This window comes from Vibrio sp. 10N.222.52.C12 (assembly GCF_041474215.1).
In the GTDB taxonomy this organism is placed as follows: domain Bacteria; phylum Pseudomonadota; class Gammaproteobacteria; order Enterobacterales; family Vibrionaceae; genus Vibrio; species Vibrio crassostreae_C.
Genome location: NZ_JBFRTR010000148.1, coordinates 1 through 22389, shown reverse-complemented (window position 1 = coordinate 22389; position 22389 = coordinate 1). Strand labels below are relative to the sequence as shown.

Annotated in this window: 21 protein-coding genes and 1 riboswitch; of the genes, 13 read left to right on the top strand and 8 right to left on the bottom strand. The window is 45.3% G+C overall.

Annotated elements, in window-relative coordinates:
* Positions 1-76: 76 nt before the first annotated feature.
* Both ompR and envZ read left to right on the top strand, forming a co-directional pair.
* Complete coding sequence (gene ompR, locus AB4623_RS21820) at positions 77-796, top strand: two-component system response regulator OmpR (protein ID WP_008218409.1); 720 nt, start codon at positions 77-79, stop codon at positions 794-796.
* Positions 797-949: 153 nt separating this feature from the next.
* Positions 950-2245, top strand: a complete 1296-nt coding sequence (envZ, locus tag AB4623_RS21815; RefSeq protein WP_372090295.1) for a two-component system sensor histidine kinase EnvZ — start codon at positions 950-952, stop codon at positions 2243-2245.
* Between the two features lie 259 nt (positions 2246-2504).
* Here the strand turns inward: envZ and recG are convergent, their stop codons facing one another.
* From recG to gmk, 4 genes are all read right to left on the bottom strand, one after another.
* Complete coding sequence (gene recG / locus AB4623_RS21810; protein WP_372147364.1) at positions 2505-4583, bottom strand: ATP-dependent DNA helicase RecG; 2079 nt, start codon at positions 4581-4583, stop codon at positions 2505-2507.
* Between the two features lie 177 nt (positions 4584-4760).
* Positions 4761-6887 carry a bifunctional GTP diphosphokinase/guanosine-3',5'-bis pyrophosphate 3'-pyrophosphohydrolase gene (spoT, locus tag AB4623_RS21805; RefSeq protein ID WP_048612458.1) on the bottom strand — a complete coding sequence of 709 codons (2127 nt, stop codon included), beginning with the start codon at positions 6885-6887 and terminating at the stop codon, positions 4761-4763.
* A 39-nt stretch (positions 6888-6926) separates the two neighbouring features.
* Positions 6927-7199, bottom strand: a complete 273-nt coding sequence (gene rpoZ / locus AB4623_RS21800; protein ID WP_009848003.1) for a DNA-directed RNA polymerase subunit omega — start codon at positions 7197-7199, stop codon at positions 6927-6929.
* A gap of 119 nt (positions 7200-7318) precedes the next feature.
* Positions 7319-7942, bottom strand: coding sequence for a guanylate kinase (gene gmk / locus AB4623_RS21795; protein ID WP_017062466.1), 624 nt, complete (start codon positions 7940-7942; stop codon positions 7319-7321).
* Between the two features lie 348 nt (positions 7943-8290).
* Positions 8291-8390: riboswitch (purine riboswitch) on the top strand.
* A 58-nt stretch (positions 8391-8448) separates the two neighbouring features.
* Here gmk and AB4623_RS21790 point away from each other — a divergent pair.
* The 3 genes from AB4623_RS21790 (at position 8449) to AB4623_RS21780 (ending at position 10989) form a co-directional block, all read left to right on the top strand.
* Positions 8449-9819: an NCS2 family permease gene (locus tag AB4623_RS21790; RefSeq protein ID WP_017062465.1), complete on the top strand. Its 1371-nt coding sequence runs from the start codon at positions 8449-8451 to the stop codon at positions 9817-9819.
* 221 nt (positions 9820-10040) lie between these two features.
* The gene (locus tag AB4623_RS21785) at positions 10041-10466 is read left to right on the top strand and encodes a phosphate-starvation-inducible protein PsiE (protein WP_372147363.1); all 426 of its coding nucleotides are present in this window, start codon (positions 10041-10043) and stop codon (positions 10464-10466) included.
* A gap of 310 nt (positions 10467-10776) precedes the next feature.
* The gene (locus AB4623_RS21780) at positions 10777-10989 is read left to right on the top strand and encodes a cold-shock protein (protein WP_004735656.1); all 213 of its coding nucleotides are present in this window, start codon (positions 10777-10779) and stop codon (positions 10987-10989) included.
* 332 nt (positions 10990-11321) lie between these two features.
* Here AB4623_RS21780 and AB4623_RS21775 read toward each other — a convergent pair whose 3' ends face one another.
* Positions 11322-12188: a YicC/YloC family endoribonuclease gene (locus AB4623_RS21775; RefSeq protein ID WP_017059268.1), complete on the bottom strand. Its 867-nt coding sequence runs from the start codon at positions 12186-12188 to the stop codon at positions 11322-11324.
* Positions 12189-12436: 248 nt separating this feature from the next.
* On the opposite strand from AB4623_RS21775, the gene rph reads away from it, so the two are divergent.
* Positions 12437-13153 (top strand): ribonuclease PH, encoded by a 717-nt coding sequence (gene rph / locus AB4623_RS21770; protein ID WP_009847983.1) that lies wholly within the window; start codon positions 12437-12439, stop codon positions 13151-13153.
* Between the two features lie 107 nt (positions 13154-13260).
* Complete coding sequence (gene pyrE / locus AB4623_RS21765) at positions 13261-13902, top strand: orotate phosphoribosyltransferase (protein ID WP_372147362.1); 642 nt, start codon at positions 13261-13263, stop codon at positions 13900-13902.
* 138 nt (positions 13903-14040) lie between these two features.
* On the opposite strand, the gene lpxL is transcribed toward pyrE, so the two are convergent.
* From lpxL to coaBC, 3 genes are all read right to left on the bottom strand, one after another.
* On the bottom strand, positions 14041-15021 hold the full coding sequence (lpxL, locus tag AB4623_RS21760; protein WP_372147361.1) for an LpxL/LpxP family Kdo(2)-lipid IV(A) lauroyl/palmitoleoyl acyltransferase: 981 nt from the start codon (positions 15019-15021) through the stop codon (positions 14041-14043).
* A 39-nt stretch (positions 15022-15060) separates the two neighbouring features.
* Positions 15061-15651: a nucleoid occlusion factor SlmA gene (gene slmA / locus AB4623_RS21755; RefSeq protein WP_004741428.1), complete on the bottom strand. Its 591-nt coding sequence runs from the start codon at positions 15649-15651 to the stop codon at positions 15061-15063.
* Between the two features lie 139 nt (positions 15652-15790).
* Positions 15791-17032: a bifunctional phosphopantothenoylcysteine decarboxylase/phosphopantothenate--cysteine ligase CoaBC gene (coaBC, locus tag AB4623_RS21750; protein ID WP_136979983.1), complete on the bottom strand. Its 1242-nt coding sequence runs from the start codon at positions 17030-17032 to the stop codon at positions 15791-15793.
* 223 nt (positions 17033-17255) lie between these two features.
* Between coaBC and radC the strand changes: the two genes are divergently transcribed.
* The 6 genes from radC to AB4623_RS21720 all read left to right on the top strand — a co-directional run bounded on the left by radC (position 17256) and on the right by AB4623_RS21720 (position 22248).
* Positions 17256-17930 carry a DNA repair protein RadC gene (radC, locus tag AB4623_RS21745; RefSeq protein ID WP_017071069.1) on the top strand — a complete coding sequence of 225 codons (675 nt, stop codon included), beginning with the start codon at positions 17256-17258 and terminating at the stop codon, positions 17928-17930.
* A 291-nt stretch (positions 17931-18221) separates the two neighbouring features.
* Positions 18222-18458: a 50S ribosomal protein L28 gene (gene rpmB, locus AB4623_RS21740; protein ID WP_004728407.1), complete on the top strand. Its 237-nt coding sequence runs from the start codon at positions 18222-18224 to the stop codon at positions 18456-18458.
* 13 nt (positions 18459-18471) lie between these two features.
* The gene (gene rpmG / locus AB4623_RS21735) at positions 18472-18639 is read left to right on the top strand and encodes a 50S ribosomal protein L33 (RefSeq protein WP_002535344.1); all 168 of its coding nucleotides are present in this window, start codon (positions 18472-18474) and stop codon (positions 18637-18639) included.
* A gap of 204 nt (positions 18640-18843) precedes the next feature.
* Positions 18844-19368, top strand: coding sequence for a hypothetical protein (locus AB4623_RS21730; RefSeq protein ID WP_032546317.1), 525 nt, complete (start codon positions 18844-18846; stop codon positions 19366-19368).
* A gap of 2 nt (positions 19369-19370) precedes the next feature.
* Positions 19371-20180, top strand: coding sequence for a bifunctional DNA-formamidopyrimidine glycosylase/DNA-(apurinic or apyrimidinic site) lyase (gene mutM / locus AB4623_RS21725; protein ID WP_372147360.1), 810 nt, complete (start codon positions 19371-19373; stop codon positions 20178-20180).
* Between the two features lie 46 nt (positions 20181-20226).
* A complete protein-coding gene (locus AB4623_RS21720; protein ID WP_017066305.1) occupies positions 20227-22248 on the top strand; it encodes an LTA synthase family protein in 2022 nt (673 codons plus the stop codon).
* The last annotated feature ends 141 nt before the right edge of the window (positions 22249-22389 follow it).

The window sequence follows — 22389 nt, the reverse complement described above, 5'->3', positions numbered from 1 at the left end:
TAATGTCTTATACCAATATACAATTTACCAAGAATGCTTAACCTTAGGTTTAAGCTTTAATAGGTGGAACCATTACATGCAAGAAAACTACAAAATTTTAGTGGTCGATGACGATGCTCGTTTACGTGCACTGTTAGAGCGCTATCTGTCAGAGCAGGGCTTTCAAGTGCGTAGCGTGGCAAACAGTGAGCAGATGGACCGCCTGTTAACCCGTGAAAATTTTCACTTGATGGTATTGGATTTAATGTTGCCGGGCGAAGATGGTCTATCGATCTGTCGTCGTCTACGAAACGCAAACAACTCGCTACCAATCCTGATGCTTACTGCAAAGGGTGATGAAGTGGATCGCATTGTGGGCTTGGAAGTGGGTGCTGATGATTACCTGCCAAAACCATTTAATCCACGTGAACTGCTTGCTCGTATTAAAGCTGTACTGCGTCGCCAAGTCATTGAAGCACCGGGTGCACCAAGCACAGAAGAGTCTGTGGTTGAGTTTGGTGAGTTCCGCTTGAACTTAGGTACTCGCGAAATGTTCCGCGGTGAAGAGCCAATGCCGCTTACTTCGGGTGAATTTGCGGTTCTTAAGTCCTTGGTAACGAATGCTCGTGAGCCAATGTCTCGCGATAAGCTGATGAACATGGCTCGTGGCCGTGAGTATTCAGCAATGGAACGTTCTATCGATGTTCAGATTTCACGTCTGCGTCGTCTAGTTGAAGAAGATCCAAGCAAACCTCGCTACATCCAAACGGTGTGGGGCTTGGGTTATGTATTCGTTCCAGATGGCAAAGCTGTGTAATTCAGCTTAATAAGCTCTACAGTAGCTTTATCGATTCTGTGAATCTTACGGGTCATCTCATTAATATGCGATGGCCCGTTTTCTATTCAGCACAATGGTTTAGAGTTATAGTCATATAACACTTTCTTTATCTTTCTACATCTCGGGTACCCCATGCGTATACGTAGCTCCTTTACTCAGTCGATAGTGCTTTTCTTAACGCTATTGGTCGCTAGCCAAATTTTTTCTTATTACGCGGTGTTTAACTATGCGTTGATGCCAAGTTTGCAGCAGTTTAATAAGATTTTGGCTCACGAGCTAAACCTGGTATTGGACCAAGGCAGTGATATCGAGATCGATGCGCCATTGCGTCAGCGTGTGCTTGAACAGCTCGGGGTAACCGTTCACGCCAAGGACAGCGAAGCGGCGGGTGAGTATTACCATGCGGTCGCAATCGACCTGATGAGTGAGGAGATGACCAAGGAGCTGGGTTCTGAAACTGAAGTGCGGCTGATCTTGGGTAAAGAGAGCTATGTGCTTTGGATGGACATTGCGCAGTTACCCAACTCTTTAATTCGTATTCCGTTATCAGAGCTGCAAGAAGAGGATTTTGCACCACTGTTTCGTAACAGTCTGATCATGGCGCTGTTGATTGTCGCAGGTGGTTGGCTGTTTATCCGATTGCAAAACCGTCCGTTGATAGCGCTAGAGAAAGCGGCGCAAGGTGTCGGGCGAGGTGATATTCCACCGCCATTGCCAGTTCAAGGCGCACAAGAGATTCGCTCGGTAACTCGAGCCTTTAACCAGATGTCGAAAGGCATCCAAGAGCTAGAAGAAGACCGCGCCTTGTTGATGGCGGGTATCAGCCATGATTTACGTACTCCGTTAACGCGTATTCGCTTAGCGACTGAGATGATGTCACCAGAGGATGCCTACTTAGCTGAGGGGATTATCAGTGATACCGAAGAGTGTAATGAAATCATCAGCCAGTTCATGGATTACCTAAAGCCTGTCGACCGAGATTCATTCCAAGCGGTGTTTGTCGATGATATTGCTCGTGAGGTATCGAGCTCTGAGGGTGGCTACGAGGTTCAGATTGAAACCGATATTCCAGAATCGATGAAGCCAGCGCTAGGTAATCCGATCGCGATGAAGCGTGCTGTGAGCAACTTGGTGGTGAATGCGCTGCGTTACGGTAATGGTTGGGTCAAGGTATCAACTGGTATGACGGCGGATAACAAGCTTGCTTGGGTGACGGTAGAAGATAACGGGCCGGGTATTCCACAAGACCAGATCGGAAAGCTGTTTGAACCTTTCACGCGTGGTGACACGGCTCGTGGTAGCGAAGGAACGGGCTTGGGCTTAGCAATTGTGAAACGTATCGTTAGCCAGCATCAAGGTGCTGTTGTGGTCAATAACCGCAGTGAAGGTGGCTTAAAAGCGCAGGTCAGTTTCCCGGTTAAGCCCTAGTTATCATCGGTCCGTTTGATGACGATAAGTTCGGTTCGGGGAACGGTTAAGAGATCCCCGACTCGGTCATTCTTCCCTCTCCGAGGATGACGAATTGCTAACCATGGACTTTGATGATGAAAGTTTACTTTGATCGTCATTCCCTATCGTGAGGAACGAGCGAATAGGGAATCTCGCTCTTGCTTGATGAAAGTAACGCACACTAAAAAGGCTTCCTTGAGGAAGCCTTTTTTACGTTTGAATACGGTCTCAGTGTTAACTACGCCTTAGAGTAAACATCGCGTTCACCCAACCAACGGTTGATGATCGCCTTAGCATTGTCTGGGTAGCTATCGTGAATATGACGCGCAATACGCTGCACTTCAGGTATCAAACGTTGGTCACGAATTAGATCGGCGATCTTGAAATCAGCCAAGCCAGTTTGTTTGGTACCGAGCAATTCACCGGGGCCACGGATTTCTAAGTCGCGCTGTGCAATCACAAAGCCATCGTTACTTTCACGTAGCACACCTAGGCGTTTCTGAGCGGTTTTAGACAGCGGAGAGTGATACAACAATACACAATGACTTGCGACCGAACCTCGGCCGACACGGCCACGCAGTTGGTGCAGTTGCGCTAGGCCAAGACGTTCTGGGTTCTCGATGATCATTAAGCTCGAATTCGGAACATCCACGCCCACTTCAATCACGGTTGTCGCAACCAATAGATGCAGCTTGTTCTCTTTGAACTCTCGCATCACCGCTTGTTTCTCGGCGGGTTTCATACGGCCATGGACTAAACCAATTTTTACGTCAGGCAGTTTGCGTTGTAGCTCTTCTGCTGTATCAGCTGCAGCTTGAGCTTCCAGTACTTCCGATTCATCAATCAGCGTACATACCCAGTAGGCTTGTTTGCCTTCATTGAGACACGCATTTTTCACACGTTCAACAATGTCATCGCGCTTGGTATCAGGAATTGCCACGGTTTGAATTGGGGTTCGTCCCGGTGGCAGTTCATCAATAATCGAAGTTTCGAGGTCGGCATAGGCCGTCATTGCTAACGTTCGTGGGATTGGGGTAGCGGTCATGACCAACTGATGGGGGTAGTAGCCTTGCTTTGCGCCTTTCTCACGTAGCTCTAATCGCTGGTGGACACCAAATCGGTGTTGCTCATCAATGATCACTAAACCAAGGTTTTTGAACTCGACATGCTCTTGGAACAAGGCATGAGTACCGACCACCATTTGCGCTTCGCCACTGGCAATACGTGTTAGTTCAGTTTCACGAGCTTTGCCTTTGAGCTTACCTGCTAGCCATCCAACTTGAATACCCATTGCCTCAAACCAGTTGGCAAAGTTAATCGCGTGTTGTTCTGCGAGTAGTTCAGTGGGTGCCATAAGTGCTACTTGTTGACCGTGTTCCAATGCGCGAACCGCCGCCAGTGCAGCGACTAAGGTTTTACCAGAGCCCACATCACCCTGCACTAAACGCATCATAGGATGCGGCTTTTCCAAGTCAGCTTCGATCTCTTTGGTCACTCGTGCTTGGGCATTGGTTGGTGAAAACGGCAGCTGAGCCAGTAGCTTATCTTTAAGGGTGTTTACTGGAGGAAAAGGCATTGCCTTGTCTTGCTGCCCTTTGCTACGAACAGACAACATAGACAGGTTTTGAGCCAGTAACTCTTCCAGAATTAGGCGCAGTTGCGCAGGGTGCTTGCCTTCATCAAACAGCTCTAGGTCAATGCCCGGGGGCGGCCTGTGAATGGTATGCAGTGCTTGTGCGAGGGTAATTTGGTGGTCGTATAAACCTGATGGGAGAAGCTCGTTAACTGCGGCCTTGTCGATTAGCTCTAAGGCTTGATCGGTAAGATTACGCAGCGTGACTTGTCTTAGCCCTTCGGTGGTTGGGTACACCGGAGTCAGATTGGCTTCAACGTCTGGCTGTTGCCTCGGCGCAAAGAATTTGTAGTCCGGATGGACAATCTCAAGCCCCATATTGCCGCGCTTGATCTCACCATAAGCATGCACTTGTTTGCCTTCGGCAAAGTTATTCTTCATGCCTGCAGTGAAGTTGAAAAAACGCAGTGTAATAGTGCCATTACCATCACTGATCTTTACTGCGAGCATCTTACGTTTACCGAAAATGGTATCGACGTGCATTACCTTGCCTTGCACTGCTGCCCATAAACCAGCATGCAGTTTTACGATGGGGTAGATACGCGTTCGATCTTCGTAGCGCAAAGGCAGGTGAAACAGTAAATCTTGTACGTTGTTAAGCCCAACCTTCTCCAGTTTCTCTGCGACTTTTGCGCCGACTCCAGATAAAGAGTTGAGAGGGATAGCAGATAAAAGCTGTGACATAACAAGGCTCATAAACGTAAGAGAGATAATCTATTCAAGCATTTTACTGGATTTTTGTACAGGCAGGAATGGGAGGGAGCGCGGTAAATACTAGGATTACGGTTATAAAAATCCCCTTAAGCGATAAAGCATTAAGGGGATTTAAATTCTTGGCAAAACTATTATCAAGTTTAAACGTTAGTTCTTACGACGTCTTACTTTCAGCGCGTGTGGCATCACACGTAGCTTCTTCATAATGCTCGCAAGGTGAACACGATCTTTGGTGGTCAGCAAGATTGTCACTGTGTACAGGCGTCCATCACGTTCTTCGGTTGAAATACCGTGAATGTTAGAGCCTGTTTTCGAGATAACATTAGTTAGCTCAGCCAGTGCACCTTGGTGGTTCTGCAGATCAACCTGAAGCTCAGCGGTGAACTCTTGGTCGTAATCGTCAGACCATTCAACCGCCATGTATTTGTCTGGTTCTTTCTGGTAACCACGAACGTTTGGACAAGTTTCACGGTGAACCACAAGGCCACGACCTGGAGATACATGGGCAATAATGTGATCATCTGGAATCGGGTGACAACAGTTAGCGAACGTCAGTAGTAGACCTTCAGCACCACGGATTGGAAGTTTCTTCCTCGGTGTGTCGCTGTTGTTTTCTACTTCAGTCAGTTCGTCAGCATCACCAAGCAGACGACGAGCAATTACGATACTCATCAGCTCACCAAGACCAATCGACGCCAGCAAGTCTTCAACGCTTTCTAGGCGTAAGTCAGACAATACATGTTCTAGATTCTCTTGGCCGATATCGGCAATAGAGTGTTCGCCAAGTGCATGATTCAGTAAACGACGGCCTAGCGTGATCGACTCTTCACGACGCATGGTTTTCAGAACCTGACGGATCTTAGTACGTGCACGTGATGTCACCACGTAGTTGAGCCATGCTGCATTCGGACGTGCGCCCGGAGCACTGATGATCTCAATGGTTTGACCGTTCTTCAGCGATTTGCTGAGTGGGTAAGGGTTCATGTCTACACGAGCACCTACACACATGTTGCCGACATCGGTATGCACCGCGTAAGCAAAATCGACCGCTGTTGCGCCTGCCGGAAGTTCGACAATGCGACCCTTCGGCGTGAACACGAAGATCTCATCTGGGAACAGATCAGACTTAACGTTTTCAATGAATTCGAATGAGTTACCTGCGCTTTGTTGTAGCTCAAGTAAGCTCTGCATCCAACGTTGTGCTTTAACCTGTGCGGTTGTGCCATTACTGCTGCGTGAGCCGTTGCCTTTGTAAGACCAGTGCGCTGCGACACCTTTGTCTGCCATTTGATCCATATCTTCAGTACGGATCTGAACCTCAACTGGCACCCCGTGAGGGCCGATCATTGACGTGTGCAGAGATTGGTAGCCGTTGGCTTTTGGTACCGCAATGTAATCTTTCATGCGGCCAGGGCGAGGCTTGTACAGGCTGTGAGCCTGACCAAGTACGCGATAACAAGTATCTGGGGTATCAACCACGACGCGGAAAGCGTAGATGTCCATAATGGTGTGGAAGCGCTGCTCTTTAGTTTTCATCTTGTTGTAGATGGAGAACAGGTTTTTTTCACGACCAAGTACGCGAGCAGGCAAACCGACCTCTTCAAGGCGGCCTTCAATTTCGCTATGGATACGTTGGATCATTTCCTTACGGTTACCACGCGCAGCTTTCACTACGTTTTTAAGTACGCGATAACGGTTAGGATAGAGGGCTTCAAAGCCCAGCTCTTCTAGTTCGGTCTTGATGTTATGAATACCAAGACGGTGAGCTAGTGGAGAATAAATCTCTAGGGTTTCACGAGCAATACGACGCTTTTTGTCAGGACGAAGTGCCCCAAGCGTGCGCATGTTGTGAGTACGGTCAGCTAATTTGATCAAGATAACGCGGATGTCTTGCACCATGGCGAGAACCATCTTGCGGAAGTTCTCTGCTTGCGCTTCTTTGCGATCACGAAATTTAAGCTTATCCAGCTTAGATACACCATCAACCAATTCAGCAACGGTATTGCCAAATTTTTCCTCTAGATCTTCTTTAGTGACATCACAGTCTTCGATGACATCATGAAGCAGAGCAGCTTGCAGGGTTTCGATATCCAGACGCATTTCTGCCAGGATTCTTGAAACAGCTACAGGGTGGATAATGTATGGTTCACCGCTTGAGCGGGTTTGCCCTTCATGGGCGTCTCTCGCTACCACATAAGATTGACGCAGAGCCTCAATTTGAGGCTCTGTTAGGTATTCTTGGGCAACGTCTTTGAGGCTATCGAATAGATACAAATTAAAGGCCCGGAAGGTTAATTAGTTCGAATGACGTTCTTAACGAGTGTGAGCGATGCTGCTTACTGCTGCAAGTTCAGCTGCTTCTTGCTCTTGTTGCTCTTGACGCTCACGAGCATCTAGTACGTCTTTAGTGATAAGACCTTCTTCGATTTCGCGAAGAGCGATAACCGTTGGCTTATCGTTTTCTTCAGGCACTAGTGAATCTTTACCGCCAGTTTGCATTTGACGTGCGCGGCGAGCCGCAATAAGAACTAGGTCGAAACGGTTGCCAACTTTTTCAACAGCGTCTTGAACAGTTACGCGTGCCATGAGGACTCCAAATAGTAATTAACTAATAAATTTTTGATGACGAGAAAGTATACAAGTTTAACTAGATACTTTCTAGATCACCGTATACTTATCTCAATAGAAAATCTAGGGGATCTAGATTATTCCGCTAATAAAGCAGTAAGCATGCCGCTGTATTTCGCTGCTTGCTTATCTTCTTTTAAGCGCTCCGCACGAATGATAGCTCTGAAGTCCATTAGGGCTGCATCAAAGTCGTCATTCACGATCACATAATCATATTCTGCATAGTGAGAAATCTCTGATTTTGCTTCGCTCATGCGTTTCGCAATAACTTCGTCGCTGTCTTGACCGCGAACATTCAAACGACGCTCTAGTTCACCATTTGATGGTGGAAGAATGAATACACTCTTCGCTTGAGGCATTTGTTCACGGATCTGACGAGCACCTTGCCAGTCGATATCTAGGAATACATCGATACCGCGGTTTAGGTTTTCTTCAATCCAAACGCGTGAAGTACCGTAGTAGTTGCCGAACACTTCAGCGTACTCTAGGAATTCACCTTTAGTAATAAGGTCTTCAAAATGATGCTTCTCTACGAAGTGGTAGTGAACACCATTTTCTTCACCAGGGCGCATACCGCGAGTGGTGTGTGAAACAGATACCTTCATTGCGTAGGTTGGATTGGTTTCTAGCATTGCTGAGATCAAGCTCGACTTACCTGCGCCACTAGGTGCAGATACGATGTAAAGAGTACCTTTGCCCATCTGTATATTTCCACTGTTGGTTGGATTGAGTGAAGGCAATAAACCTACACTTTAAAAGATAGCACTGACTCTAATTTTTGTTCCGATGGCGCATCTACTAATTGTGCCGTTGGTTACGTCTATAAAGAGATAACGAGTAAAACTAATAGAAGCAACTGGTGAAAATTAGGTCAGAAAAATGGAGGCGAAGAGTAGCATATTTAGATGATTGAGAACAACTGGCTTGATCGTTATTTATCAGCAAATGATCTTCTCAAAGATCTTTGTATAAATGTAATGACTCGTCATCGGTACTTTTTTATGTGATCTGGACAAAATTTGTTGAAGTTTTAATCTCAATCCTTACAATCCGCGCAAACGATTAAATGCTGTATATATCTAGTGATATGGACTAGATGTTTCTACTACCGAGCCTACCTTGGTGACTACAGTTTTTAGTGTAGAGACCTCTCTATTCTCACAGCATTTGAATCACCAAATTCTTAATTTATTGCAAAGGTTTTGTTGTGAGTACCGATTCCACCCTGAAAGCCCAGAACACCTCTGGCTCGCTTGATTCGATGTTTAAAATCACTGAAAGAAAAACCACGATTGGCACTGAGCTGTATGCGGGTTTCATTACTTTCTTGGCGATGAGTTACATTCTGGCGGTTAACCCAGCAATTTTGGGTGATATTCCAGGCATGGACAAAGGTGCCGTGTTTACTGCAACGGCTCTGTCTGCGGCAATCGCAACCCTAATTATGGGCATTTGGGGCAACTATCCTGTAATGCTAGCGCCGGGCATGAGTATGAACGGCTTTTTCAAAGGTCTGCTGTTAAGTGGATCTGTTGCCGTGCTTTGGAATGAAGCGCTGTTCGGTATCTTCCTATCTGGTATTTTGTACCTTGCGTTCTCACTGACCAATATTCGTAAATCGATGATTGAATCGATTCCTGAAGATTTGAAGTTGGCGATTACCGTGTCTCTCGGACTGTTCATTGCTTTCTTAGGTCTTAAGAATGCGGGCATCATCGTTTCTAACCCATTCGTATTGGTAGGCTTAGGCGACATTTCTGATCCAAAAGTGATCATCGCTTACGTGAGTATCTTCATCGCACTGGGTTGTATGGTTCGTGACATCAAGCTAGCAACGTTCATCTCATTCGTTTCTGCTATCGTATTGACGATTCTTGCTGACGTCTTCATGGGCACTTCAAACGCACCAATCCCAGAGCAGTTCATTGCTATGCCACCAAGCATGGCAGGCAGCTTCGGCGCTATCTTTGATTTCTCTGCTTTCACGCCAGAGAAAATGTTCGACCTACTGTTCATCGTACTTATATTCTTGATTGTCGATTTCTTTGATGGCTTGAGCACCATTGTCGGCGTTGGCCGTGATGCGGGCATCATCGATAAAGACGGTAAGGTGCCAAACGCGAAATCGGCTCTAGTAGCAGATGCGGGCGGTACTGTGATTGGCTCTATTCTTGGTACCACATCAATTACCGCATTCTCTGAGTCAGGTATTGCGTCTTCTCAAGGTGCGAAAACGGGCTTAGCGGCAGTGATGGTAGCAGGTTTGTTCCTAATCTCGCTATTCCTATACCCAATCTTCTCTATCTTCTCGGCTGCAATGGTTGCACCGGCGATGGTAGTAGTCGGCATCTACATGGTAGGTCGTCTTGGTCAGATCAACTGGGAAAAGAAAGAGTCACGCATTGCAGCCTTCTTTACCATCATGTTCACAGTGCTAAGCTTCTCTCCAGCGAACGGTATGGCGATGGGCTTCATCAGCTACGCATTCACAATGGTTGTGGCAGGTAAGCGCAAAGAAGTACACCCGCTTATCTACGGACTGTGTGTGGTGTTCTTAACTTACCTGATTCTGCTTTAAGGCTAATTAGTCACTAAGAAGTCGCTAAGTAAAAGACAAACAGATGGCTCTGCAGTGAATGCGGGGCCATTTTTGTATTTGTTGCTTTTTACCGTTGCTTCTTAATGTTGGTTACCGATGAGTTGATGGCGTTAGCCTAAAGTCGGTGCTTTGACAGTACGCGACTTATATTGATGCATGCTATTGTAGAGACTGGATTAATTATTTTTTGAAGAGTGACTATGCCTTCTCACTTACCTAAATCTTTTAGTAAGCCGTTTTTAAAAGTATTCCACATTATGGAAGCGGTATTGCTGGTGGCGATCACGCTCGCGACCTTGTTTGCGATGGTCGAAGAGTTCATGCATGTCTTCGCTGAACGCCGAGTGCAATTGACCGACATTCTGCTGATGTTTATCTATTTAGAAGTGTTGGCGATGGTTCAGCAGTTTGTGATGAACGGTAAGATCCCAGTGCGATACCCAATCTATATCGCGATGATGGCGATTGCTCGTTACATCACTTTGGGCATGAAAGAACTCGATGCGGTATTGATCGTTTGGTTATCTTTAGCGGCATTTATCTTAGCAGCAGCAACTCTGTTGATTCGAGTCGGTCACTATTACTGGCCATATGTCGATCTCAGAACTAAGCAGCCGGACGAGTAAATTTTTTGAGATCAAAGTCTTACAAATCAAGCCCGGCGACCTAGCTGGGCTTGAATTCAAGCCAACCGAACAAAAAAACATCAATTATTTTCAAATAAAGCTTTACAACCCGACCCAGATCACCAAGAATGGCCTCGCTCTGTTTTCAGAGTTATTAAATGAAACATCAGTTGTAAAGTAAAACCCTTAGTATTGCTTCATTGTTATTCTCAGTGTTTCCCTTGGCTTCATAGATACATTAAATAATTCAAGCTTTCAGCGCATCGCACTTTTGGCGATTAATTTTTTATTTTTATATAAGGGACACATCATGTCTAACAAAACAAACGGCGTAGTAAAATGGTTTAACGAAGAGAAAGGTTTCGGTTTCCTAACTCAAGACAACGGCGGCGCTGACGTATTCGTTCACTTCCGTGCTATCGCATCTGAAGGTTTCAAGACTCTTAAAGAAGGCCAACAAGTGTCTTTCGAAGTAGAGCAAGGCCAAAAAGGTCTTCAAGCTGCAAACGTTGTAGCTCTATAAGATTTTAAGTCGGCGCAGGTTGCAACAGCAACTTGCGTCACTTTCTCTCTCAAATTTGTTTCCCCCCTCAGTTTTACCGCAACACTCTTCTCCATTAGCAATACCCTCTCTAAGTATTCAAAAATCCTGTTTTACGTCCGTTATCTCGTTCTAACTATCGTTGTATCTGTTCTTTGCTCTAACTCAACCTTCTACGTAACAACCAGTCACTTGCTCATCCTGATTACTATTACTGTATCCATAAAAAAAAGCCCCTAAAATTAGGAGCTCATTTTGATCTAATCAACACTGATTAAGCTGATTATTCTTTATCGTGTACAGCTTACAGACTGTTATTCAATGTTTTGGATCTGCTCACGCATCTGTTCGATAAGAACCTTAAGCTCTACGCCTGATGCTGTGATGTCTGTGCTGATAGACTTAGACGCTAGCGTGTTTGACTCACGGTTGAACTCTTGCATCATGAAGTCTAGCTTACGGCCACAAGCGCCACCTTTCTTCAGTACTGCATTTGCTTCTTTCACGTGAGAATCTAGACGGTCTAGCTCTTCTGCTACGTCTGACTTCTGCGCAAGTAGGATAAGCTCTTGCTCAACACGAGAACCTTCCAGTTCGATTTTCGCATCTTCAAATTTGGTAAGAAGACGCTCACGTTGCCACTCTAGGATCTCAGGCATGCGTGCACGAACTTTCACTACTTCTTCAGTGATTGCATCTAAGCGCTGTACGATTAGCGCCTTCATGTTCTCACCTTCACGAGCACGAGCATCAATGAACTCTGCGATAGCATCGTTGAATGCTTCAAGTAGGTCTTTGTTGATGGCATCCATGTCTTGCTCTGGCGTTTCCATCACACCAGGCCAATTCATGACTTGGAATGGGTTCAAACGGCTGTCTTCACCTGTCATCGTCATTACTTGGTTCGCAGCATTGATTACTTGCTGAGCCAAACCTTCGTTAATGCTTAGTTCGCCCTTTGCAGCAGGGTTTGCTTCAAAGCGTAGGTTACATTCAACCTTACCGCGTGCAAGACGCTTACGGAAACGCTCACGCAAGATTGGCTCTAAACCACGGAACTGTTCAGGCATACGGAAGTAAGTTTCTAGGTAGCGTTGGTTTACACTACGGATTTCCCATACTGCGCTGCCCCAATCGCCTTTTACTTCTTTGCGTGCGTACGCGGTCATACTATAAATCATCGAATTTTCCTGTCTTTTATCATTCTGAAAATAACGCGCACGCATAGTATCACGATATGGTGTGCTCTCGAAGCCTGTCGCTTTTCACTGTAAATAGCCTTTCGTGATAAATAGCTTTGAACGGTAAATAGATTTGCACGATAAACTGCTATATAATCTTGCCCCAATCAAAACTGTCTCACCCCTTTCTTAGGTGATGCACTCTTTCGATAGTAAATCACTTCAGACTGTTAATAAGGTAGATACCAATGCGTCCAAATGACCGCGCTGTAGATCAAATTCGTCCAATTAAAATTACTCGTAACTACACAGCTTATGCTGAAGGTTCTGTATTAGTTGAGTTCGGCAACACTAAAGTTCTATGTAATGCGACGGTAGAAGAAAACGTACCGCGTTGGTTAAAAGGCCAAGGAAAGGGTTGGGTAACGGCTGAATACGGCATGCTGCCACGTGCAACGCACACTCGTAACCGTCGTGAAGCGGCGAGCGGCAAGCAAGGTGGTCGTACGATGGAAATCCAACGTCTGATCGCTCGTAGCCTACGTGCTGTTGTTGACCTGAAAGTAATGGGTGAAATTATGATCACTGTCGATTGTGATGTTATCCAAGCAGACGGCGGTACTCGTACTGCTTCTATCTCAGGTGCAAGCGTTGCAATGGCTGATGCTATCAACAGCCTACTAGCAAGCGGCAAACTGAAAAAGAACCCAATGAAAGGCCACGTAGCGGCAGTTTCAGTGGGCATCGTTGGTGCACAAGCACTGTGTGACCTTGAGTACGTTGAAGACTCAGCAGCGGATACCGACATGAACGTTGTAATGACGGAAGACGGTAAGATGATTGAGATTCAAGGCACAGCAGAAGGCGAACCGTTCAGCCACGAAGAGCTGATGCAGCTTTTAGCCCTGGCTAATAAGGGCATTGCCGATATCGTCGAAGCGCAGAAAGCTGCGTTGGCCGACTAGTCATTTTTAATAGCTCCCAATTTGGGGGCTATTTTTTTGTCTGTAAAACCTGAAAGGGTGGTACAGGGCGTAAGTTAAGTTTTATTGAGTAAACATAGAGGATGAGCATGAAAGCATATCAACGTGAATTTATTGAATTTGCACTAGAGAAAGAAGTACTTAAGTTTGGTGAGTTTACTTTAAAGTCTGGCCGCAAGAGCCCTTACTTCTTCAATGCTGGATTGTTTAATACAGGTCGTGACCTAGCGCGTTTAGGTCGCTTCTACGCAGCAGCATTGGCTGATTCTGGCATTGAGTTCGATGTACTATTTGGCCCTGCATACAAGGGTATCCCAATTGCAACGACGACAGCGGTTGCACTGGCAGATCACCACGATGTAGATACGCCTTACTGTTTTAACCGTAAAGAAGCGAAAAACCACGGTGAAGGTGGCAACCTTGTCGGTAGCGCGCTTGAAGGTCGCATCATGTTAGTGGACGACGTGATCACTGCAGGTACTGCGATTCGTGAGTCGATGGAAATCATCCAAGCAAATGGCGCTGATTTAGCGGGTGTGCTTGTTGCTATCGACCGTCAAGAGAAGGGCAAAGGCGAACTGTCTGCGATTCAAGAAGTTGAGCGTGACTTCGGTTGTGCGATTATCTCAATCGTTAGCCTGACTGACTTGGTGACTTTCCTTGAAGAGAAAGGCACCGACGCAGCGCATCTAGAGTCAGTAAAAGCGTACCGCGCTCGATATGGTATCTAATGCCTGAAGTTTTGAACCTGATGGTTTAGATCCCTAGGTTTAGAATTTCAAAACGAGAAAGGCCCGAGAGATAAATATCTTTCGGGCCTTTTACTTTTCTATTGAGGTGAGCTGCTTTCTTATCTGAAGATAGGTGCTCTATTTGTAACGAATGCCGCGTTCAGCTTCTGGGTCTTCCATAGTCTTAAAGCGCTTGTGCAGCCACATCCACTGTTCTGGTGCTCTTAAGATAATCTTCTCAAGGTAGCGGTTCATGTAGGCGGCAGCCGCTTTCTCATCTTTCTGTGGATAGTCATCTTCGATCGATTCATCGGCCATGATCTCATACTTGCCATCGGCATTTCTAAAACCAGAACCCGGAACAAGTGCGCATCGGCTCGTATAAGCCAGAATACTAGTGCCTGTTGTAGTACATGCATCTTCTACAGCGAAGAAAGGCACAAACACAGACTTGTTACGACCGTAATCATGATCCGGTAGGTAGAAAAGGATCTCACCCTGACGCAGGATTCGAATCATACGCTTCACGTCTTTACGGTGAATCAGGCGGTTGCCGTTTTGAGTACGACCACGGTATTGAATGAATTCATAAGCCGGATTGTTGTGCGGGCGATAAACACCTAAACCTGAAATACCGAGAACAGCCATTGCTCGCGCAGTGATCTCTAGGTTTAAGGCATGCACACAGCATAGAAGAACACCTTTACCGTTAGCTTTGTGCGTACGCAGTGTTTGGGTGTCTTTATCTACTAGGATGCGCTTGAAACGCCACGTTGGCCAGAACCAGGTAATGCCGGTTTCGATGAGTGCCATACCTGTGTTCTTGAAGTTCTCACTGACCATTGCCGCGACTTCATCTGCTGGCTTGTCTGGGAAGGCGAGCTCCAAATTACGTGTTGCTACCGCGACGCGCTTTTTACCATAGCGAGCCCCCAAAGAGCCTAACGATCGGCCTAACAGCAGTAAGAGGCGATAAGGGAGAACGTTAACGATAAGCGCCAATAACCCAAAACCGAACCATACTCCCCAGTATTTAGGGTGGAGTAACGCCAGAGTAAAGGGTGGCTTAGTAATAACGTGTTGTGCAGTGCTGTTTGTCGGAGAAGTTTTCGTCGTCATAACCATCACTTAAGATTTGATTGCTACTTAATTTGATTGTTACTTAATCTGAGCGCTTAGCAGAGCCCAATAAGCATCAAAGTTTTCTGTTGGTTGATATTTGAAGTCTGAGCGAACAAATCGATTCAAGCTGCCTTCAACTTGACCGAGCAGTTGAGCGGCTAAGATTTTCTCATCAACCGGGAATGATTTCCCTTCACGAAGCTTTCTTTCACGCAGGATCTGGCGAAGTTGCGTCTCAATGCGTTCGAAAAGTTGGTTGATGCGATCACGCAGGCGTTCATTTTCAAACATTAGAGCATGACCAGATAAAATTCGAGTCAGGCCTGGGTTACGTTCTGAGAAAACTAAGATAAGTTGTAGTACTAGGCGTATGCGCTCTAGCGTGTCTTTCTCTTCATCCAGAATACGGTTGATTCGAGACATCAACGCTTCTTCAATGAACTCGATCAGGCCTTCAAACATGCGGGCTTTGCTTGGGAAGTGGCGGTATAACGCAGCTTCAGAAACACCCACTTGCTTGGCCAACTTTACCGTTGTGATACGAGAAGCACCTTCGGTCGATTCCAACATTTGTGCGAGAGCTTGTAGGATTTCTTCACGACGGTTTGATTTTCGAGTACCAGCCATCTATTTACTTCCTTTCCTAAAGATGAGGATTGAGTGAAGAAGGATTATAAACACCATTCAATTCTGTTTCCTAGTTTTGTGAGCCCTAGGTCAACAGAATCGAGAGGTGTCAGCAGATTATCAGAGCAAATTTGTGCGTTTATACATTAATAAGCTGTTGGATCTGATCGAGGATCTGGAAACCAAGTGTGTCTTTGCTCTCCAGTGGTAGAGATTTATCGCCGCCTTTCCAATAAAGGTGCAGCTCATTGCTACTGCTATTGAAGCCTTGGCCTTCAACTGAGACGTCGTTGGCGCAGATCATATCGAGGTTCTTTCTTTCCAGTTTACCGCGTGCGTACTTCTCAACATCTTGAGTTTCTGCTGCGAAGCCGACAGTAAATGGGCGACCTTCGGTCATTGAAGCGACAGAAGCGACAATATCTGGGTTTTTAACCATTTGAATGGTCATGTCGTCTTTACCGTCGACCTTTTTAAGCTTTTGGTCTGCGATGGTCTCAGGGCGATAATCGGCAACCGCGGCGCAGCTGATGAAAATATCATGTTGAGAAGCGTTTGCTGCAACCGCATCAAACATCTGTTGAGCGCTGTCGACATCGATACGATTAACCTTATTTGGTGTCGCGAGTGATACAGGGCCGCTGACTAGAGTTACTGTTGCGCCTTGTTTCGCTGCCGCTTCAGCCAGAGCATAGCCCATCTTGCCCGAGCTGTGGTTGGTAATGTAACGCACAGGGTCAATGGCTTCACGAGTTGGACCCGCCGTGATTAACACAGAGCGACCAGCAAGAGGTTTAGGTTGGAAGAAGTCTTCACAGCGGTGCACGAGCTGCATAGGCTCTAGCATGCGACCCATTCCCACATCACCACACGCTTGTTCGCCAGCCGCCGGTCCCCAAATCTCACAACCACGACGTTTTAGTGTTGCGATGTTCTCTTGAGTGGCAGGGTGGCTGTACATCTGTTGGTTCATTGCCGGAGATACCGCAACTGGCGCATCGGTTGCTAAAACCAAAGTGGTCAGTAGGTCGTTACCCATGCCAGCTGTCATGCGCGCAATCAGATCAGCGGTTGCTGGCGCTAGTAATACCAAATCAGCCCATTTTGCGAGCTCAATGTGCCCCATGGAAGCCTCAGCAGCAGGATCAAGCAAACTATCAGACACTGGCCTTCCAGAGACGGCTTGCATGGTGAGAGGAGTAATGAACTCCTTGGCTGCATTCGTCATCACGACTTGTACTTGTGCTCCACGTTCAATTAAGCGTCGAGTCAGTTCGGCACATTTATACGCAGCGATACCACCACTAATGCCAAGTAGGATTTTTTTCCCAGCCAGGCCTTGTAGGTCAGCGTTATCCAGTTGATTAACCAATGTTTGCATGATTCTGTTCCTTAATTTCTCTGCGACTTACGATATCAGAACAAAGGATAAGTGCCTAGAAGCAGAACTCGAACAGAGTTGACGCTCATCAAGTTGGTGTTATCAAACTTATCAATTACACGATTTTGTTAGTGTCTCGTTTCCTTTGATCTCTATCGAAGGATCTCTGATTACGATCTCATTAAGGTGATGGGTTGTGTTCATGACCAATGATTGTCTTTATATGCCAATAGATAAAATACCTGCCGAATCGATGCCGAGAGAAAAGTTGTTAAATAGAGGGCCTGATTCTTTGAGTGATGCTGAACTGCTCGCGATATTCCTGCGAACAGGGACACAAGGAATGAACGTCTTGGAACTCGCTGACAAGTTGATCAAAGACTTTGGCTCACTCCGTCATCTTTTTTCAGCAACACAGGAAGAGTTTTGTGCTCATAAAGGGATGGGGCAGGCCAAGTATGTTCAATTGCAGGCTGTATTAGAGATGACGCAGCGTTATCTAGCAGAGACTTTATCTCGTGGAGATGCGCTTACGAGCCCTAGCCATACTAAGCTTTATCTTTCGAGCATGTTGCGTGATCGCCAGCGAGAAGCCTTCTATATATTGTTCCTCGATAACCAAAATAGGGTAATAAAGGACGAGGTGATGTTTGAAGGAACCATCGATGCCGCATCGGTTTACCCGCGGGAAGTGGTTAAACGGGCACTTCATCATAATGCGGCGGCATTAATCTTAGCTCATAACCATCCTTCAGGTGTTGCTGAGCCCAGCCAAGCGGATAGGCGGATTACACGCCGATTAACCGACGCATTAGCGCTGGTGGACATCCGAGTTCTCGACCATTTTGTCGTTGGAGATGGTGAAGTTGTCTCTTTTGCAGAGCGTGGATGGATTTGAATCACATTTTAGGTTGTTAGTTGCGTTAAATCTGCTATTATTCCGGCCACATTTTTAGACCTAAAATCAGCTCTGATTACTCAAGCAAGCTGCGCTGCACAAAAAAAGATCACGAAATCCGTAAAAAGGATCTGTTCGGGTCTTGAGCAATGCGTGTCAAGTTAGTATAATGCGCGACCTTTGATAGCCTTGTATGGATTTTCCATAACGGTTTTTACCTTCTATTTTAATTGATAGAGAGGTTCGGCCACCAAGGTTGATATCGAGCTGAAACGATTGGAGAAGACATTCATGTCCCGAGTATGCCAAGTAACTGGTAAGCGTCCAGTAACGGGTAACAACCGTTCACACGCACGCAATGCTACTAAGCGCCGTTTTCTGCCGAACCTACAAACTCATCGTTTCTGGGTAGAGAGCGAAAAACGTTTTGTTAAACTACGTCTAACTGCTAAAGGCATGCGTATCATTGATAAGAAAGGCATCGATGCTGTTCTTGTTGATATCCGTGCACGTGGCGAAAACGTTTAAGAGGAATTAAGCAATGGCTAAAGGCATTCGTGAGAAAATTCGTCTAGTATCTTCTGCAGGTACTGGTCACTTCTACACAACTGATAAGAACAAGCGTAACATGCCAGGCAAATTTGAGATCAAAAAGTTTGATCCAGTAGTTCGCCAACACGTTATGTACAAAGAAGCTAAAATCAAGTAATTGATGCTTTTTTTGCTCTTCTTCAGTAGAAGAAAGAATTGAAAAACCCAGTTTAATCGCTGGGTTTTTTTATATCTACAATTTGAGGAACTCAATTATTCTTGCTTGATATAGCCTCTGATAGATAGAAATCTGTACAACATAGAAAGTATTGCCACTTTCACGATATACTGAATGTTCAATAGGTTAGATGAGCAGAATCAGATGAGATATCGTGGACGCCGGTGGAACAACATACTCATGTTCAGTGTGATCGCTTTTATTGGCGTGTTAAACCTTCCAACATTGATCAAAGCGTACCTTATCGAGCCTGAACCGCAGGTTGATAGCCCTTATCCTTATCTCCTGAACCCAACAGCAAAGCTTCAAGCGTTACACTTTGCTAAGTGGTCTGTCATTCAACAAGATAATCAATGGGTTTACCAGTTCGAAGATACTGACTTTCCTCAAGCCACCAATGCACAAGAGCTGTCACAACGTTGGAAAGAGCTTGTGGGCACGGAAGTCGACTCACAGACCTACACAGACCTTACGCCTCGGTTAAATACACCACACACCATCGAAGTATGGTATCAAGACCAAGAAGAGCCCCAGCGTATTACCTATTATCAATTGCCTGAGTTCTGGTTGTTAAAAAACTGGAATGATCAGTGGTTGGCGGTGTCTATTGAAGAGAGCTACCTGTTTCCAAGCTTTAACGCTAACCACTCCTCTAAATCGGACGACTAACTATGCCTGAATTACCCGAAGTCGAAGTAAGCCGTATGGGGATCTCGCCTCATTTAGTTGGCGAGACCATTAAAACCCTTACTTTTCGCACGCCTAAGCTGCGTTGGGATATCCCACAAGAGTTAAAAGCATTAGAAGGGCAGGTGATTCGCTCTATCTCGCGCCGTGCAAAGTACCTATTGATTGAAACGGATACTGGCACTGCCATTGTTCACCTTGGTATGTCTGGCTCACTACGCGTATTAGACGCTGACTTTCCAGCAGCCAAGCACGATCACGTGGATCTTAAGCTCACCAATGGCAAAGTATTGCGCTACAACGACCCTCGCCGCTTTGGCGCTTGGTTGTGGTCGGCGCCTGATGAAGTCCACTCTGTGTTGCTTGGTTCTGGTCCTGAGCCGTTAACGGACGACTTTAACGCTGATTACATCGCTGAGAAAGCAGAAAAGCGTAAAGTCGCAGTCAAGCAGTTCATCATGGACAACAAAGTAGTGGTCGGTGTCGGGAATATCTACGCTAACGAAGCCTTGTTCTCTGCAAAAATCCACCCGTTACGATCGGCAAACAAAGTGACCAAAGCCGAATGGATCTTGTTAACCGATGAGATTAAACAAGTACTCGCAACGGCTATCAAGCAAGGTGGTACTACGCTGAAAGATTTTTCTCAGGCTGATGGTAAACCAGGCTACTTCGCACAAGAGCTGCAAGTGTATGGTAAAGCAGGTGAAAAGTGTCCAAGCTGCGAAGCATTGATTCAAGAGCTAAAAATCGGACAGCGCAATACGTTTTATTGCGAAGAGTGCCAAAAGTAAACAAAACTGAATAAAAATCTTGATTGCTGTGCACAAAAGCGGCTCAATGATATACTTTTTGCAGTATTTAACCGCTTCAGACATATTTGCTATGATAAATCGCCAGACAAACTATTATCACCTTCTTAAACTAATTGCCTCACTAGTTGTGATGGCAACATGCTTGCTTTCTATTTCACGTGGCATGTTTTTACACTTGATTGCAGATGATGTATTGCTCAAGCAACATAGTGACGATATTTTCCAAGCGTTCTTTGTTGGAGCAAGATATGATTTAAAAGTGACAGCAATAGGTTTTGCTCCCATCTTTTTAACTGGTTTGATTACCGCGCAATTTCAAAACGTTTTTGGTGTTTGGAGAAAGTGGGCACCATATTACTCATTAGTTATTTTCTTTTTAATAACCGCATTCTCGATCGGCAATTACTACTATTATGTGACGTACGGAAATTACATAGACCTTTTTGCATTCGGGATTTTCGATGATGATACCTCAGCTATTTTGGGAGATGCTTGGAGGAGTTATCCTATTGTCTGGTCTTTCTTAGGCTCTATAGCAATTGCTTGTTTTTTTATGTGGGTTCATAGAAAGCTTGACCATAAGCTAATTAGTGGTTCTTCTTCAAGAAAACCTAAAGTCTGGCAAACGACAGTAGTTGTTATCTCGGTTGTTGCTGTCTACTTTGTGGCAGCTAGAGGTTCGATTGGCTCATTACCTCTCAAACGGTACCATGCAAATGTTTCCCAATATAAAGCCCTTAATATTGTGACGCCCAATGCATTTATGGCTATTGATTGGGCTCGATCAGATTACAAGGGCCAATCAAAAATTGAGCCTGTTGATAAGAGCGAGCTAGAACAACAGATGCTACAAGTGCTTGGCCAAACAACACCACATTACCCGCTGCCTATCAATCACTATTTAGAGAAAAACCAACCACATGTTGTAATGGCATTGATGGAAAGTATGGGCACCAATGTTCTGTTAGAAGATGACCAAGGCAGAAACGATATGCTAGGAGCGCTTCGTCCTCATTTTGAAAATGATTTTGTATTTGAAAGGTTTGTATCTGGTGGTAGTGGCACACTTGAAAGCATCATGATGATGTTGTTTTATAGCCCGATCCCAACAATTGCTCATAACAATTATCAAAAAGTGGCTTTAGAAAGCTCTGCCGTTTTGCCATATAAAGAAGCTGGCTATGAAGTGATTTTTTTGACTGGGGGAAATGGGATGTGGCGAAACCTGTCGAATTACCTTCCGGTGCAGGGGTTCGATAAGGTGCTAGATGAAAATGATATCAAAAAGGCCATTCCAGATGCTGCTAGTCAAGCATCAACATGGGGAGTTCCTGATGAGTATACTTTTCAATATGCAGAAGAGTTGCTAAAGAATGCCACTCAGCCAACCATGCTGTATATCTTAACTGTGACAAATCACCCTCCGTATAAAGCGCCTTCTGGCTACAAGGCTAGCTCAATAACGGTTAGCGATAGGTTAGATGAGCTTATGGGGCCTTTAGCAAAAGATGCTGACGCCATGTTGAAGACTTACCAATATGCTAACGATTCGCTAGGTCGATTTATTAGCAGTATTAAGCACTCTTCATTAGGCCAAAAAACTTTGATAGCAGCAACTGGTGATCACCGCGCTCGTTCGATTGCGACAACACGGAAGGATGAAATTGCTGTATCGGAAGGCGTTCCCTTTTATATGTATGTCCCACCGAAAATTTTAGACCAAGTTGAATATAACTACGATCCCCAAAGAGTAGGTTCGCACAAAGATGTGTTTCCAACACTATACCATTACAGCTTGTCCGGTAGAGAGTATGTGTCTTTGGCTGGTAATAATATGCTGAACAGCTTAGATATAAATGAATTTGGTTACAATCAATCTCGAACTATTACTCCAAATGGTGTGTTTTTTAATGATGACCCCACTCTAGTGTACCCTTGGCGAGATGGAGCCCAGAATGAACTAAGTGGAAAAGAAAATACGGACTCTAATATTATTGGATATAAAGTTCTTTTAGATATGTATTTGAGAAGCTTAGTTGTTAAGTGATTAAGCGAGAAATAAAAATAGAGGGTTCACTTTATGCTACAAGAAAAACATTTGATTGTTGGATACAGCAGTCATATCTTTGTAAATTTGTATATAGACATGTTGATTAATAAGTGTGCCATTCATAAAAAGAATTTATAT